Below are 15,533 nucleotides of genomic sequence, written 5' to 3' on the forward strand. Positions count from 1 at the left end.
GCAGGTCGGCGACCAGCTCGAGCAATGCCTCGCTGCGGCCGGTGGGCCCGATGTAGGCGGTCGGAGCGTTGCCGTCGGGAGCGGGCTGCCGCCAGAACGCGTAGAGCGTGTCGGGGTCGTCCATCTTCGGCCCCTTGCGCACCTTCCGCCAGCGCGTCCACTTGGCCCGCAGGCGCTCGGCCCACGCTTTCGTGCGAGTCCTGATCTGAGACAAGGCGGGGCTCCTCGCGTTCGACGCGGCGTCGGTCAGGAAGGGAGCCGATCACGAACCGGGGCGAAGGACCAGCGGCTGCTGGTCGCGAATCCCTGCCCGTCGGGCGGGGTCAGCGGCAGGTAGCCGGCGCGCTGGAAGAGCCGGCGGGAGGCGGCGTTGTCGGCGTGGACGGCGCTGACCAGACGGGCCGGTCCGTCGACGTCGAGGGCGGACTCGCCCGCCCGCAGGATCGACAGGGCGAGGCCACGACCCCGAGCCGCCGGGGCGACGGTGATCGAGACCTCCCAGTCGCGCCCGCCGAGGTGGTCCCAGCGGACGGTCCCGACGGGCGAGCCCTCCTTCTCGACGACGAGCAGCCGGCGGGACGGAGAGGCGAGCACGCCGCCGAGCCACGCGGCGTGGTCCTCCCAGGCCACCTCGTCGGTCGACCGGGACCCACGCCGGGTCTGCGGGTCGTTGCGCCAGTCGAGGAGCAGGCGCGCGTCGTCGAGGGTGGCACGGCGGACGGTCAGGCCGTGGTCGTCCGCGCTCCCCGGCGGTACGTCGAGCAGCTGCTCCCACGCCGACACGATCCGCCACGCTCCGAGGCCGTCGACGAGCTCCCGTCCCCGGTCGCGCAAGCCGGCCAGGAGGGCCCGGTCGGCCAGCGCCGCGTCGAGGGCGCGGAACCGCTCGTCGAGGTCGTCGTGCGGCGGGTGGCCGAGTCCGAAGGCGAGACCGCGGCCGACCAGCGCCTCGTATCCCGCCTGCTGGTTGTCGGCGACGCACAGCAGCGCCATCGGCAGGCCCATGCAGGCGAAGTCCCAGACCGAGGTGCCGGCGGCCCCGACGACCAGGTCGTGCCGCCTGGCGACGGCCGGCAGGTCGTCGAGGAACGGCACCAGGTCGACCCGGTGCGGCGACGACTCGGCGAGCCGCGAGAGCGCCGGCCGCTGGTCGGGAGGCGTCACGACGGTGACGTCGAGCGGGGTGCGCATCGTGCCGAGTCCGGCGACCGCCACGGTCGTCAGCCCGAACGGGTCGGTCCCGCCGACGACGACGAGCACCCGGAGCCGCTCGCCAGCGTCCACGACGACATCGCGCTGGCGGCGTACCTGCTCGCGGATGGCCATCGCGCTGACCCCGGCCAGGACCGACGGGGCATCGGCCGCGACGAGCCGCTCCTCGGCGCCGAGGTTGGCGTCGATCGCCAGGTCGGCGGCCCTGACGCCGAACGGGCCGTCCTGCATGTTGCTGACCAGCCACGGCCCCTCGGGCAGGGAGGGTGTCACGTAGGAGTCGACGTGCAGCACGTCCGGGGCCTCCTTCCCCGGGTCCCCGAGCCAGTCGCCGACGAGGCGTGCCTGCGGGACGAGCCGCTCCGCCAGCGCGCGGGCCGGGGGTGTCAGCGACCCGGAGAGCCGCACTGACCACCCGCGCGCGAGCGCCTCCTCGATGACGGCGACGGACCGCATGAGGTGCCCCATCCCGTGCTCAGCCCCGGCATGGCAGAGCACGACGAGGCGACGCTGAGGCACCGGCCTAGGATACGGGCCGTGTCGATCCTCGCTGAGTCCAGCATTCTCGTCACCGGCGGGACCGGTTCGTTCGGGAAGGCGTTCATCCGCTACGCCCTGGACAACCTCAACCCGCGCCGTCTTGTCGTGTTCTCGCGCGATGAGCTCAAGCAGTTCGAGTGCCGGCACCTGTTCGACGACGACCCGCGACTGCGTTGGTTCATCGGCGACATCCGCGACCGCCAGCGGCTGACGCGGGCCCTCAACGACGTGGACTACGTCGTGCACGCGGCGGCGCTGAAGCAGGTCGACACCGGCGAGTACAACCCGTTCGAGTTCGTGAAGACCAACGTGCTCGGCTCCGAGAACGTCGTCGAGGCGGCGATCGATGCCGGCGTGAAGAAGGTCGTGGCGCTGTCGACCGACAAGGCCTCCAGCCCGATCAACCTCTACGGCGCCACGAAGCTGACCGCCGACAAGATCTTCATCCTGGGCAACAACTACGCGGCGTCGTACCCGACCCGCTTCTCGGTCGTGCGCTACGGAAACGTGACCGGCTCGCGCGGCTCGATCATCCCCAAGTGGAGGGCGATGGCGGCGCGGGGCGAGAAGCTGCCGATCACCGACCTGCGCTGCACCCGCTTCCTGATCACCCTTCCCGAAGCGGTGCAGATGGTGGTCGACACGTTCGACATGATGCAGGGCGGCGAGCTCGTCGTGCCCCACATCCCCTCGCACAAGGTCGTCGACCTCGCCGAGGCGGTCGCTCCCGGCGCCGAGCTGGTCGACATCGGCCTGCGGCCGGGCGAGAAGCTGCACGAGGAGATGATCAGCCCCGAGGAGGGCCGCCGCGCGGTGATCATCCAGGACGGCAAGTATTACGTGATCGAGCCGGAGACCCCGCAGTGGGGCTACCGGCCGATGACCGACGCCAAGCCGGTGCCGGAGGGCTTCCACTGCGCCTCGGACAAGAACGACATCTGGTACGGCGTCGAGGACATCCGGCGCGTCCTCGAGAGCGGCCTCTGAGGTGCTGCCCTACGGGCGCCAGTCGATCTCGGCCGAGGACATCGAGGCGGTCGCCGAGATCCTCCGCGGCGACTGGCTGACCACCGGCCCGGCCGTGACCGCCTTCGAGGCCGCCGTCGGCGACCTGGCCGGCGGCCACCGGGCGGTCTCGACCACCTCGGGGACGTCGGCGCTCCACACGGCGTACGCCGGCATCGGCCTCGGCCCTGGCGACGAGGTGGTCACCACGCCGATGACGTTCGTCGCCACCGCCTCGACCGCGTCGATCCTCGGCGCCACCATCGTCTTCGCGGACGTGGAGGAGGACACGGCGCTGCTGGACCCGGCCGCGGTCGAGCCGCTCGTCACCGAGCGGACGAAGGTCGTCGCCGCCGTCGACTACGCGGGGCACCCCGCCGACTACTCCGCGCTCCAGCCGCTCGCCGACCGCGTCGGGGCACTGACGCTGGCCGACGCTGCCCACTCGATCGGAGGCACGTCGGCGGGACGTCCCATCGGCGACCTGGCGGACGCGACGACGTTCTCGTTCTTCCCGACGAAGAACCTCACCACCGGCGAGGGTGGCGCGGCCGTCTTCAAGGACGACGCGCTGGCCCGACGCGCCCACGAGTTCCACTTCATCGGCCTGGTCCGGGACCCGGCCCGGTTCCGCCTCCCCGACGAGGGCCCGTGGCACCAGGAGGTGCACGAGCTCGGGCTCAACTACCGGCTGACCGACATCGCCTGCGCCCTCGGCCTCGCCCAGCTGCGCCGGCTCGAGGAGTTCAAGCGTCGACGCGCCGAGATCGTCGCCCGCTACAACGCCGCCTTCGCCGAGGTGGCCGGGGTGCGGACCCCGGTCCAGCGAGCCGGCGTCGACCCGGTCTGGCACCTCTACCCGCTCCGGGTCCTCGAGGGGCGCCGGCGCGAGATCTTCGAGAAGATGCGGGCCGACGGTATCGGCGTGCAGGTCAACTACATCCCGGTCTACTGGCACCCGGTCTACGCCGACGCCGGCTACCGGCGCGGGCTGTGCCCCAACGCCGAGGCTTTCTACGCGGAGGAGCTCTCGCTCCCCCTCTTCCCCGACCTGACCGACAGCCAGGTCGACCAGGTCGTCGAGAGCGTCGTCAGGGCACTTCGATGACGGTCGGCGTCATCACCCAGGCCCGGATGACCAGCACCCGGCTGCCCGGCAAGGTGCTGATGAGCGCGGGCGGCGCCACCATGCTCGCCCACCACGTCACGCGCCTCCAGCGGGCCGGGCTGGCGGTCCACGTCGCCACCACGACCAACACGACCGACGACCCGATCGTCGAGGCCGCGGTGGCACTCGGCGCACCCGTCCACCGCGGCAGCGAGCACGACGTGCTCGGCCGCTTCGCCGGGGCTGTAGGGCAGTTCGGCCTCGACACGGTGGTGCGGGTGACCTCGGACTGCCCGCTCATCGACGGAGCGGTCGTCGCCCGGGGCGTGCAGGCCTTCGAGGAGGCCGGCGACCCCGACCTCTACGTGTCCAACGCCCTCGAGCGCAGCTATCCGCGCGGCTTCGACTTCGAGGTCTTCAGCACCGCCGCGCTCCTCGACGCCGACCGCCACGCGCGCGAGCCCGCCGAGCGGGAGCACGTCACGCCCTACCTCTACTCCGGCCGCCGTCCCCTTCTCACGGTCCGGCGCGACGGCGACGCCTCGCGCCTCCGCGTCACGCTCGACACCGCCGACGACTACGAGCTGATCCGCCGCCTCATCGAGGAGCATGACGCGGCCGACCTCGACGCCGAGCAGATCATCGCCGTCCTGGAGTCGCACCCCGAGCTTGTCGCCATCAACGCGCACGTGGAGCAGAAGAAGCTCGGGCACTAGGGTCCCCGTCATGGGCACCTACCTGACCCCGCAAGAGGAGTTCTGGGCCGGCGAGTTCGGCGCCGACTACATCGAGCGCAACGTCGACCCGACCTACCTGGCGGCCAACTTCGCGTTCTTCGGCAGGATCCTCGAGCGAGCCGCCGGCGTGGCCTCGGTGCTCGAGCTGGGCGCCAACGTGGGCATGAACCTCCGGGCGCTCCGGTCGCTGCTCCCCCACGCCGGCCTGGCCGCCGTGGAGATCAACCCGACCGCCGCCGACGCGCTCCGCGAGTGGGGCGGCGCGGAGGTGCACGAGGGCTCGATCCTCGACTTCAGGCCGTCCGAGCCGGCCGACCTGGCGTTCACCAAGGGCGTCCTCATCCACATCAACCCCGACGAGCTGCCGCGGGTCTACGACACGCTCGCCGACGCCAGCCGGCGCTACGTGCTCATCGCCGAGTACTACAACCCGTCGCCGGTCGCGATCCCCTACCGCGGGCACGACGACCGGCTCTTCAAGCGCGACTTCGCCGGCGAGATGCTCGACCGGCACCCGGAGTTCCGCCTCGTCGACTACGGGTTCGCCTACCGGCGCGACCCGCAGTTCCCCCAGGACGACATCACCTGGTTCCTGCTGGAGAAGTGACGAGGGGTCAGTCGCCGGCCTTCACGGCCAGCACCGGGCAGTGCGCGTCGAGCAGGATCCGCTGGGCGTTGCTCCCGAGGATCAGCTTCCCGACGGGCGACCGCCGCCGCAGCCCGATGACGAGCAGCTCGGCGGCGTTGGCCTCGGCGATGCTGATGAGGTCGTCGGCCGGGTCGAAGCCGCGGACGAGCTGTCGGACGACGTACGGCACTCCCTTGGCGTCGAGCCGGTGACGGACCTCGTCGAGCGCGGCGTCCTGCTCCATCGCCGCCTTCTCGTCGTAGTCCGGGCCGCCACGGGCGGAGCTCACCACGACGAGCTTCAGCCCTCTGAGTTCGGCCTCCTGCACCGCTCTCTCGAGCGCGGCCTCACCCTCGGGCTTCGCCACGTAGCCGACGACGACCGTTGCCATCCGGACCTCCCTTTGTTCGGCAGTGTGATCCACGTTACACAACCTCGATGCCCGTAGGGCAGCCTGTGGAGGGCGTCGGCGCGCCGCGACGCCGTCGGGCAGGCTGACGGCCATGATGCACGAGGCGGGGCTCGTCGAGCCATTGGCGACGCCGCTGCGCCGAGCGCTGCGGCAGGCGGTGATGGACCACGCCGTCGCCGAGCACCGTCAGGACCACCTGCCGATCCTCCACGTCGGCCTGCCCGGCGTACGGGACGCGGTCCACCCGGTGCGCCCCGACGAGCCGACCGACCAGGCGCTGCGCGCCGACATCGTCGCGGCGATGGTGCGCCGGGCCGCCCTGGCGGGTACGCCGCTGGTCTGGCTCACCCGCCCCGGCGACCTGGTGGACCAGGACGTCGACGCGGCGTGGCTCGCGGGTGCCCGCCAGGCGTTCGGCGAGGCCGCGCGGCCGCTCGTCTACGTGGTCGTCAACCGGCACGGGTGGCGCGACCCGCGCAGTGGCCTGGAGACCCACTGGGCCAGGATGCGCCGCCGCTCCCCGGCACCGTCGGGAGACGTCTAGTCCCACGTGTGGACCGGCTCGCCGGTGTGCATCCGCTCGCGATAGTCCAGGAGCGTCGCCCGGAGGGCCGCCCGGCGGCCGTCGCGCGACCGCTCCCGGACGCGTCGCACGAGCCACTCGGCGCCGTTGACCCGGCGCCGCGCCCGCTCCTCGATCACGCCCAGCAGCCGGTCCGCGTCAGCGGGGTCGACCCCCCAGTCGAGCAGGCCCTCGCGCGCCGGCTCGAGAAGGCGCAGCACGACCTCGGTCGCGGCGACGCGGTCGTGCCCCGGCCAGTGGACCTCGGCGTCGATGCCCCGCCGCGCCGCGTCGTGGAAGTTGTCGTCGGCGACGCTGAAGGGCAGCCGCGACCACAGCGGGCGCTCGCTCTCCGCGAGCGCTCGGACCAGCCCGAAGTAGAACGCCGCGTTGGCCATCGTGTCCGTCACCGTCGGTCCGGCCGCGAGCACACGGTTCTCCACACGCAGGTGCGGCAGGCCGTCGGCGACGTCGTAGACCGGTCGGTTCCACCGGTAGATCGTGCCGTTGTGCAGCCGCAGCTCGGCCAGCCCGGGCGTGCCGCCGGCGCCGAGGACGGCGACCGGGTCCTCGTCGTCGAGGAGCGGGATCAGCGCCGGGAAGTAGCGCCGGTTCTCCTCGAAGAGGTCGAAGACCGACGTCACCCAGCGCTCGCCGAACCACACGCGGGGTCGCACGCCCTGCGCCTGCAGCTCCTCGCTGCGGGTGTCGGTGGACTGCTCGAACAGCGGGATCCGGGTCTCGCGCCAGAGCTCCTTGCCCAGGAAGTAGGGCGAGTTGGCGCCGACCGCGACCTGGAGGGCGCAGACCGCCTGGGAGGCGTTCCAGTAGGCCGCGAACTTGTCCGGGCGCACCTGGATGTGGAACTGGGTGCTCGTGCACGCCGCCTCGGGGAGCACGGTGTCGGTGACCATGTCGAGGCGCTCGGCACCCTCGATGCTGATCCGGATGTCCTCCCCCCGCGCGGCCAGCACCTGGTCGTTGATCACCGCGTAGCGGGAATCGGTGCTCATGCTCTGCGACTGCAGGTGCTCGGGGGCCAGCGTCGGCAGGATGCCGATCATCACGAGGTCGGCACCCTCGCCCGCCGAGCGCTTGCGAGCGTCGTCGAGACGCTGCCGCAGCGAGTCCTCGAGTCGCGCCAGACCGCCGTGGTGGAGCGCGGTCGGCGGGACGTTGACCTCGACGTTGAACCGGGCCAGCTCGGTCTGGAAGTCCGGGTGGTCGATGGCGTCGAGCACCTCGTCGTTGCGCAGCACCGGCAGGCCGGCCTCGTCGATCAGGTTGAGCTCGACCTCCAGCCCGGTCATCGGGTCGGTCGCGTCGAACCGTTGCTCCTCGAGCATCCGCGCGAGGACGTCCAGGCTGCGGCGCAGCTTCTCCCGGAACCGGGCCCGGTCGGATCCGCCGAACTCCTGCTCCTCGACCTCTTCACCCATCGGTGGCCACCTCCCCACCCTTCCACGTCTCCTCGGTGCGGGAGAGCAGGTCGTCGACGACGCTCTCGATGCTCCCGCCCCGCTCGTACGCCGCCCGCTGCCGGCTCGCCCCGCCGGCCCGCAGCACCCGGTCGACGCCCTCCACCACCCGGTCGAGGTCGCCCGCCTCCTCGAGCACGTCGCGGACGTGATCGACGAGCGCCTCCAGCACCTCGCGGGCCGGGCGGAGCTCGCGCTCGCGCGGGTGCACCAGGGTGTTGCTCAGCCCCATGCGCGCGGCCCGCCAATGGCTGGCCCGGAGCAGCTCCGCGCGCCACCGGTCGAGCGGCCACTCGTCCGCCCACTCGCGGGCGGCGGTCACGACCAGCCCGCGGACCAGGGCGGCGGCGAGGACGGCGTCCTCGTGGTCGGTGCAGGCGTCGAGGACGCGGATCTCCACCGTCGGCTGGGTCACCGACAGACGGGCGTCGAAGTAGAGCATCCCCTCGTCGCGGGCGGCCCCGGTCATCAGCAGCATCCGCGCCGCCTCGCGGTAGCCCTCGACCGACTCGAAGGCCTCCGTCGCGCCGGCGCTCGGCCACCGCATCCACGCCTGCGAGCGCCAGGAGGCATAGTTGGTGTCACGCCCGGCCGCGAACGGCGAGTTCGCCCCGACCGCGACCAGGACGGGCAACCACGGCGCGATCCGGTCGATCACGCCGATGCCCTCCTCAGGCGAGTCGATGGCGACGTGCACGTGGGTGCCGCAGGTGCTGCCGTTGCGTGCCGTCTCCCCGAAGGTCTCCACCATCGCGCGGTAGCGCTCGTTGGGCGACACCTGCGGCTCGCTGCCCTCGATCGGGACGATGCCGCAGGCGATCACGCCGAGGCCGGCGGAGACGGCCGCCTCCCCCGCCGTCCGTCGGGCGGCGACGAGCTGCCGCGCGACGTCGTCGAGGTCGGTGGTCGGGTCGGTACGGGTCTCGATCTGGTGCAGGAACAGCTCCTGGTCCAGCTCGTCGCTGGAGGTCTGCGGATCGCGTCCGCTGCCGTGCTCGCGGTTCGCCTTGAGCACCTCGGCCGATCGAGAGCTGACCGCGCGGGTGTCCGGGTCGACCAGGAGAAGCTCCTCCTCGACCCCCACGGTTCGGACGTCCATGCCGCCACCGTTATCCAGCGAGACCCCCGGGAAACCTGGCGGTCCAGTCCTCGTGCGGCGGCACGGCGCCCTCGAGTGCGTCGGCCACGATCCGCCCCAGCGAGTGGTCCGGGTCGTCCTCGAGGCACCGGTCGACCGCACACCACGCGAGCGCCCCGTCGCCGTGCATCCACGAGGCGAACGCCAGCACCGCGGCCGCCCCGGCGACGAGCCCGTCCGGGGCCCGACGGACGAGGTCGGTCCACAGTCGGACGTGCCCGAGCGCCTCGGCCCGGGTGATGCCGAGCCAGGCGTGGTCCCGGATCTCCGCGTTGTGAACCGCGAGGAGGATCCGCGCGGCCTCGAGGTCGTCCGGGACCGTGTCGGCCGCCAGGTGCCGGTCGAGCATCGCCCGCAGCGCGCGTCCGTCGGGGCGGACGCGACCGAGCAGGGCGAACGCCTCGTCGGCGTGGGCGGTGGTCTCCAGGGCCAGCTGCACCTCGACGGGCAGCCCCTCCCAGAGGTCGCCGAGCGCGTCCTCGACCGCGGCGACCGCATCGGGATCAGCGCGCAGCCGCTCGGACAGCTCCTCCCGGGACCCAGCCATGACCCGGCCCTCGAAGATCGCCTGCGCGCGGAAGGGGTGGTCGGTGACGTCGTAGGGCACGCCGTGCGCGGGGACGCCGCTGCGCCCCAACGGCGTGAACCAGCGGCCGTCGTGCGCCCGGATCGCGTCGATCACCCGGACCCCGGCCGCGTCGAACCGTCGCTGCAGGGCGCGGGCCACCTTGTGCGTCAACCGGTCCTGCCCGCTGAACAGCACGAACACGACCTGGCGCACCGCGTGCCGGCGTACGGGCTCGAGCAGGCTCTCGACGCAGCCGGCGATGTCGTCGGGCGCCGGCAGGTCGATCCGGGCGTGGAACGACTCGCGCCCGCCGAAGGTCAGCATGACGACCGACTCGTGGGGCTCGAAGCCGATGACGACGGGGACGAGCGCGAGGACGTCCTCGGTGCTGCGCGCGGTGAAGGTGGTCATGGGCGCACGCTGGTCCCCGGCACCCACCGTCACGAGTGGGCCGGCAGGAGGCTGGGGGAAGCGCCGCCCGGGCGGCCGGCTGTGGACGCGGACCGGCCCGGCGCGTGACCGGCGGGCCGGGTGTGGTCGAGGAGGTCGACGCCGGACGGTAGGTTCCCGTCCGTGCGCCAGCACGCTTCCGTCCTCCACCTCGACCTCGACGCCTTCTACGCGTCGGTCGAGCAGCGCGACAAACCCTCCCTGCGTGGCAAGCCGGTCATCGTCGGCGGCATCGGCGGCCGCGGCGTCGTCGCGACGGCGTCGTACGAGGCCCGGAAGTACGGCGTCCACTCGGCCATGTCGACCCGGGAGGCGCGGTCGCGCTGCCCGCACGCCGCCTTCCTCTACCCCCGCTTCCCCGCCTACCGGGAGACCAGTGAGCGCGTGATGGGGCTGCTGCGCAGCATCTCCCCGCTGGTCGAGCCGCTCTCCCTCGACGAGGCGTTCGTGGACCTCGAGCAGTCGGACCTAGACGATCTCGGCGTCGCCTCGGTGACGGCCTTCGCCGAGGACCTGCGCCGTCGGGTACACGACGTGACCGAGGGCCTCACGGCGAGCGTGGGTGTCGGCACCAGCAAGTTCATCGCGAAGGTGGCCAGCGACCTCGAGAAGCCCGACGGGCTGGTCGTCGTCGGCCCGGGCACCGAGCGCGACCTGCTGCGGCCCATGCGGGTCAAGGTCATCCCCGGCGTCGGGCCGGCGACCGACGAGCGGCTGCGGCGGGCCGGCATCCACACCGTCGCGGACCTCGAGTCGGTGAGCCTCGACGAGCTCGTCCGCCTCGTGGGGAAGGCGCACGGCAGCAGCCTCTTCCAGCTGGCCCGCGCCGACGACGACCGGCCCGTGGTCGCCGACCAGGAGACCAAGTCGGTCAGCGTGGAGAGCACCTACGACACCGACCTGACCGACGCGACGGTCATGGAGGGTCTGGTCACCCGCCAGGCCCGGGAGGTCGCCGAGCGGCTCCAGAAGCACGGCCTGTCAGGACGCACGGTGACGCTCAAGGTGAGGCTCTACGACTTCACCACGCTGAGCAGGTCCTCGACGCTCCCCTCGCCCACCGACGCCACGGCGACCGTCGGCCGGCTCGCCCGCGCGCTGCTGACCGAGCTCGTGGGGAGCGGCGCGACGGCCGGCGGCGTACGGCTGCTCGGCGTCGGCGTCTCCGGGCTGGCGGACTGGATCCAGGAGGACCTGTTCGGGGAGTCGGACGCGGTCGCCGAGGTCGCGGAGCTCCCGGAGCCGGCCGCCCCGCTCCGGCGCCGGCCCGAGTGGGCACCCGGCATGGACGTCGTGCACGAGGAGCACGGCCGCGGCTGGGTCTGGGGCTCCGGCAGGGGTGTGGTCACTGTCCGCTTCGAGACGGCGGCGACACCGGCGGGCCCGGTGAGGTCGTTCGCGGCCGACGACGCGGCCCTCAGCGCGTGGACACCCCCCGGAACCTGACCCGCTCCCCCGGCCGGACCTGCGCGCACCGCCACAGGTCGTCCGGGTGCACGACGCCGACGACCGGGTAGCCGCCGGTCGGCGGGTGGTCGGCGAGGAACACGATCGGCCGCCCGCTCGGTGGGACCTGGACGGCGCCGAGCACCATCCCCTCGCTCGGCAGCTCGCCCGCACCCACCCGTTCCAGCGCGGGCCCGTCGAGCCGCAGCCCGATCCGGTCGGAGTCGGGTCGGACGACCCACTCGCTGCCGAACAGCGGCGCGAGAGAGGCGAACCAGTCGGCACGCGGACCGGGCAGCACCCGCAGCGCACCCTCCCGCCGGGCGGGCGGCACGTCGAGCGGGCGCGGCGCACCGGTCGGCTCGCCGAGCGGCAGCGAGGTGCCGTCGACGACGCGCGGTGGCCCCACCCACGCGAGGGTGTCGGTGCTCCGCGACCCGAGCACCGGGTCCACGTCGATGCCGCCCGCGACGGCCACATAGCTGCGCAGCCCGTACGTCGGCACCGGCACGCGCAGCTCGCCGCCGGCCGCCCACCAGAACGTCGGCGCGGTGCTCGCCCCGGTCAGCGCCGCCCAGCGGCCCGGCCCCGCGTTGCGCAGCGCGAGGCCGCCGAGCACCGTCTCGAGCACCGCCGCGTCGGGCGGGTTGCCGACCAGTCGGTTCGCGAGCGCGGCCGCCGGGGCGTCGAGGGCGCCGGCCCGCGGCACGCCGAGGTGCGCCCAGCCGACCCGTCCCCGGTCCTGCACCGTCGTGAGCGTGCCGGCCGAGACCACCTCAAGCCGGGACAAAGCGCACCTGCGTCCCGGGAGCGAGCAGCGCCGGCTCCTCGGCCGTCGGGTCCCACAGCGTCGCGTCGGTGCGGCCCAGCAGCAGCCAGCCGCCGGGCGACGCCGTCGGATAGACCCCGCACCACTCCCCGGCGATCGCCACCGCGCCGGCCGGCACCCGCGGCCGGGGGTCGTCGAGCCGCGGCAGCCACCACTCCTCCGGAAGGCCGGTCAGGTAGGCGAACCCGGGCGCGAAGCCACAGAACGCGCTCGTGAACGTCAGCGAGGTGTGCCGGTCGACCACCTCCTCCGCCGGCACCGACCACCGGTCGGCCACCAGGCCGAGGTCGGGGCCGTCGTAGGTCACCGGGACCTCCACGGTGCGCCGGGTGCGGACGGCCGTGCCGCCGGGCCACGCGGCGAGGAGCGCGGTCGCGGGTCCGGGATCGACGCCGTCGAGCAGCACGCTGCGCGCGGCCGGGACGACGTCGTCGGCGGCGAGCCCGGAGGCCCGTAGCCAGGCCGCGAGGGCGGCCGCCTCGTCGGGCGAGCCGACCTCGGCGAGGACCGCCCGGTCGCCGACCGGCCGGGTCCTCACCGCGCTGGACCGTTCACGCTCGGGGTCACAGCCCCACCAGGCTCCAGCCGGCCGCCTCCAGCGCCGCTCTCACCGCGTGCGCGTGCGCGACGGCGCCCGGGGTGTCGCCGTGCAGGCAGAGCGAGCGGACCGAGCCGGCGAGCCTCAGCGCCTGGGCGACGATCGCGTCGTCGTCGGTCAGGACGGCACCGGGCTGGTCGCGGGGCCGCAGCCGGTCGCCGTCGTAGGCGCGGTCCGGGAACCCCTCGAGGATGACCCCACGCCCGGCCTGGGCGGCCCGGTCGAGCAGCACGCCCGGCATCCCGAGCACCGGCAGCGTCCCCGAGCCCTCGAGCACCGCCGTCGCCTGCTCCACGTCCTCGCGCGTCCGGTGGTAGAGCGCGCCGTGGGGCTTGACGTAGCGCACCTCCACGCCCTGCGACCGCGCGGCCGTGGACAGGATGCCCACCTGGTCGGCGACCTGCTCGCGCAGCACGTCGCCGGGCACGTCGAGCGGCACCCGCCCGAAGTTCTCCCGGTCGGCGTACGACACCTGCGCCCCGACCGACACGCCGCGCTCGGCGGCCACCGCGCAGACAGCACGCATGATCGCCGGTGAGCCGGCGTGGTAGCCGCAGGCGACGTTGGCCGACGTGACGAGCGCGAGCAGCGCCTCGTCGTCGGTGACCTCCTCCCCGAGGTCGGCGTTCAGGTCCACCACGGCTGGCATGACACCGAGGATAGGGTCGGGCGCATGCCCGAGCAGTCTCTCCCTCCCGTCGCCCCGCAGCGCCCGATCACCACCACCCACCACGGCCGCAGCCGGACCGACGACTACGAGTGGCTGCGTGACAAGGAGAACCCCGAGGTGACCGCCTACCTCGAGGCCGAGAACGCCTGGACCCAGGAGCGCACCGCCCACCTCGACGACCTCCGCAAGCAGATCTTCGAGGAGATCCGCACGCGGACCCTCGAGACCGACCTCTCGGTCCCCACCCGCAACCGCGGCTACTGGTACTACGGGCGGTCCTTCGCCGGCAAGGAGTACGGCGCCTCCTGCCGCGTCCCGGTCACCGACCCCGACGACTGGACGCCCCCGACGCCCGCGGACGTCGCGCCCGACCAGCCGGCGCTCCCCGGCGAGGAGGTCGTGCTCGACCTCGACCAGCTCGCGACAGGACACGACTTCTTCTCGCTCGGCGGCTCCGCCGTCTCCCGCGACGCGACCCGCCTCGCCTACGCGACCGACGTCGTCGGCGACGAGCGCTACACGATCCGGGTCAAGGACCTCACCACCGGTGAGCTGCTCGCCGACGAGATCACCGGCGTCATGGGCGGTGCCACGTGGGACCGTGACGGCGAGAGCTTCTACTACTCGACCGTCGACGAGTCCTGGCGTCCCGACAAGGTGTGGCGGCACGTGATCGGCACGGCGCAGGCCGACGACGAGCTCGTCTTCCACGAGACCGACGAGCGGTTCTGGAGCGGCCTGGGCCGCACCCGCAGCGACCGGTTCCTCATGATCGAGTCCGGCGCCAAGGTGACCACCGAGTACCGCTTCCTCGACCTGGACGACCGCGACGCCGGCTGGCAGGTCTTCGCCGCGCGCGAGGAGGGCATCGAGTACTCCCTCGAGCACGCCGTCATCGGCGGTCAGGACGTCTTCCTCGTGCTGCACAACGGCAACGGGCCCGACTTCGAGATCGCCACCGCACCGATCGCACCGACCCCGCGGTCCGAGTGGACCCCGCTGATCGCCCACGACCCCGCCGTACGGCTGGAGTCGGTGGACGCCTTCGCGACCCACCTGGTCGTGCACCAGCGGAGCGGCGGGCTCACCCAGCTGCGGGTCCTCGAGCTGGCGTCCCCAGGCTCGGGCACCGACGGCGTCGCCGACGACTACCTCGTGAAGTTCGACGACGAGCTCTACACCATCGGGTCCGGCGGCAACCCGGCCTTCGACCAGCCGACCATCCGGCTCGGCTACACGACGATGCGCACGCCGAGCTCGGTCTACGACTACGACGTCGCCACCCGTAGCCTGCAGCTGCGCAAGCAGCAGCCGGTCCTCGGCGGCTACGACCCGGACCTCTACGAGGAGCACCGGCTCTGGGCGACCGCCGAGGACGGCGAGCGGGTGCCGATCTCGATCGTCGTGCGCAAGGACGCCCGCGCGGCCGGCCCCGTTCCGGTGCACCTCTACGGCTACGGCTCCTACGAGCACTCGATCGACCCCGGGTTCTCGATCGCCCGCCTCTCCGTCCTCGACCGCGGTGCCGCGTTCGCCATCGCCCACGTCCGGGGCGGCGGCGAGATGGGCCGCCGCTGGTACGACGACGGCAAGGTGCTCCGCAAGCGCAACACCTTCACCGACTTCGTCGCCTGCGCCCGGCACCTGGTCGACTCCGGCTGGGCGACGCCGGGGCTGATCGTCGCCGAGGGCGGCAGCGCGGGCGGCCTGCTCATGGGCGCCGTCGCCAACCTGGCGCCCGAGCTCTTCGCCGGGATCGACGCCTCGGTGCCGTTCGTCGACAACCTGACGACGATGCTCGACGCCTCGCTCCCGCTCACCGTCGTGGAGTACGACGAGTGGGGCAACCCGGAGGCCGACCCGGAGGTCTACGACTACCTGGCGTCCTACGCGCCCTACGACAACGTGGCCGCCCAGACCTACCCGCCGATCCTCGCCGAGACGTCGCTCAACGACACCCGGGTGCTCTACGTCGAGCCGGCCAAGTGGGTCGCCCGGCTGCGTGCCGTCGCGGGCGCCGACGTGCTGCTCAAGACCGAGATGTCGGCCGGCCACGGCGGCGTCTCGGGGCGCTACCAGGCCTGGCACGACCGCGCGTTCTCGCTCGCCTGGATCCTCGACCGGCTCGGCCTGGCGGAGCGCTGATCCCGGG

At 73.2% G+C, this 15,533-nt stretch carries 15 protein-coding genes; 7 read left to right on the plus strand and 8 right to left on the minus strand.

Features of this window, described 5'->3' with window-relative positions; translation table 11 throughout:
• Positions 1–246 precede the first annotated feature (246 nt).
• Positions 247–1,731 (minus strand): bifunctional UDP-2,4-diacetamido-2,4,6-trideoxy-beta-L-altropyranose hydrolase/GNAT family N-acetyltransferase, encoded by a 1,485-nt coding sequence (locus QDS12_RS20780; RefSeq protein WP_279882722.1) that lies wholly within the window; start codon positions 1,729–1,731, stop codon positions 247–249.
• Between the two features lie 18 nt (positions 1,732–1,749).
• Here QDS12_RS20780 and pseB point away from each other — a divergent pair, with 18 nt between their 5' ends.
• The 4 genes from pseB to QDS12_RS20800 are packed head-to-tail and all read left to right on the plus strand — an operon-like array spanning position 1,750 to position 5,209.
• On the plus strand, positions 1,750–2,739 hold the full coding sequence (gene pseB / locus QDS12_RS20785; RefSeq protein WP_279882724.1) for a UDP-N-acetylglucosamine 4,6-dehydratase (inverting): 990 nt from the start codon (positions 1,750–1,752) through the stop codon (positions 2,737–2,739).
• A 1-nt stretch (position 2,740) separates the two neighbouring features.
• Positions 2,741–3,865, plus strand: coding sequence for an aminotransferase class V-fold PLP-dependent enzyme (locus tag QDS12_RS20790; protein WP_279882726.1), 1,125 nt, complete (start codon positions 2,741–2,743; stop codon positions 3,863–3,865).
• The gene (locus QDS12_RS20795; protein ID WP_279882728.1) at positions 3,862–4,581 is read left to right on the plus strand and encodes a glycosyltransferase family protein; all 720 of its coding nucleotides are present in this window, start codon (positions 3,862–3,864) and stop codon (positions 4,579–4,581) included. Before QDS12_RS20790 ends, QDS12_RS20795 begins: the two co-directional genes overlap by 4 nt.
• A 10-nt stretch (positions 4,582–4,591) precedes the next feature.
• A complete protein-coding gene (locus tag QDS12_RS20800; RefSeq protein ID WP_279882729.1) occupies positions 4,592–5,209 on the plus strand; it encodes a pseudaminic acid biosynthesis-associated methylase in 618 nt (205 codons plus the stop codon).
• Between the two features lie 7 nt (positions 5,210–5,216).
• Here QDS12_RS20800 and QDS12_RS20805 read toward each other — a convergent pair whose 3' ends face one another.
• Positions 5,217–5,621, minus strand: a complete 405-nt coding sequence (locus QDS12_RS20805) for a universal stress protein (RefSeq protein ID WP_279882731.1) — start codon at positions 5,619–5,621, stop codon at positions 5,217–5,219.
• Between the two features lie 112 nt (positions 5,622–5,733).
• Here QDS12_RS20805 and QDS12_RS20810 point away from each other — a divergent pair, with 112 nt between their 5' ends.
• Entirely contained in the window at positions 5,734–6,186 is a 453-nt protein-coding gene (locus QDS12_RS20810; RefSeq protein WP_279882733.1) for a hypothetical protein, read from the plus strand.
• Here the strand turns inward: QDS12_RS20810 and QDS12_RS20815 are convergent.
• The 3 genes from QDS12_RS20815 to QDS12_RS20825 are packed head-to-tail and all read right to left on the minus strand — an operon-like array spanning position 6,183 to position 9,799.
• Entirely contained in the window at positions 6,183–7,643 is a 1,461-nt protein-coding gene (locus QDS12_RS20815; protein ID WP_279882735.1) for a glutamate--cysteine ligase, read from the minus strand. The two genes, QDS12_RS20810 and QDS12_RS20815, sit on opposite strands and share 4 nt — an antisense overlap.
• On the minus strand, positions 7,636–8,781 hold the full coding sequence (locus tag QDS12_RS20820) for a glutamate--cysteine ligase (protein ID WP_279882737.1): 1,146 nt from the start codon (positions 8,779–8,781) through the stop codon (positions 7,636–7,638). Before QDS12_RS20820 ends, QDS12_RS20815 begins: the two co-directional genes overlap by 8 nt.
• A 10-nt stretch (positions 8,782–8,791) precedes the next feature.
• The gene (locus tag QDS12_RS20825) at positions 8,792–9,799 is read right to left on the minus strand and encodes a DUF4192 domain-containing protein (protein WP_279882739.1); all 1,008 of its coding nucleotides are present in this window, start codon (positions 9,797–9,799) and stop codon (positions 8,792–8,794) included.
• Positions 9,800–9,961: 162 nt separating this feature from the next.
• Between QDS12_RS20825 and QDS12_RS20830 the strand changes: the two genes are divergently transcribed.
• Entirely contained in the window at positions 9,962–11,284 is a 1,323-nt protein-coding gene (locus tag QDS12_RS20830; RefSeq protein WP_279882741.1) for a DNA polymerase IV, read from the plus strand.
• On the opposite strand, the gene QDS12_RS20835 is transcribed toward QDS12_RS20830, so the two are convergent.
• The 3 genes from QDS12_RS20835 to QDS12_RS20845 are packed head-to-tail and all read right to left on the minus strand — an operon-like array spanning position 11,256 to position 13,360.
• Positions 11,256–12,074 (minus strand): biotin-dependent carboxyltransferase family protein, encoded by an 819-nt coding sequence (locus QDS12_RS20835; RefSeq protein WP_279882743.1) that lies wholly within the window; start codon positions 12,072–12,074, stop codon positions 11,256–11,258. The genes QDS12_RS20830 and QDS12_RS20835 overlap by 29 nt on opposite strands.
• Positions 12,061–12,651, minus strand: coding sequence for an allophanate hydrolase subunit 1 (locus tag QDS12_RS20840; RefSeq protein WP_279882745.1), 591 nt, complete (start codon positions 12,649–12,651; stop codon positions 12,061–12,063). Before QDS12_RS20840 ends, QDS12_RS20835 begins: the two co-directional genes overlap by 14 nt.
• A gap of 25 nt (positions 12,652–12,676) precedes the next feature.
• Positions 12,677–13,360: a LamB/YcsF family protein gene (locus tag QDS12_RS20845; RefSeq protein ID WP_279882747.1), complete on the minus strand. Its 684-nt coding sequence runs from the start codon at positions 13,358–13,360 to the stop codon at positions 12,677–12,679.
• A 24-nt stretch (positions 13,361–13,384) separates the two neighbouring features.
• On the opposite strand from QDS12_RS20845, the gene QDS12_RS20850 reads away from it, so the two are divergent.
• Positions 13,385–15,526: a S9 family peptidase gene (locus QDS12_RS20850; RefSeq protein WP_279882749.1), complete on the plus strand. Its 2,142-nt coding sequence runs from the start codon at positions 13,385–13,387 to the stop codon at positions 15,524–15,526.
• Positions 15,527–15,533: the final 7 nt, after the last annotated feature.

It is taken from the genome of Nocardioides sp. CER19 (genome assembly GCF_029846275.1).
Classification (GTDB): domain Bacteria; phylum Actinomycetota; class Actinomycetes; order Propionibacteriales; family Nocardioidaceae; genus Nocardioides.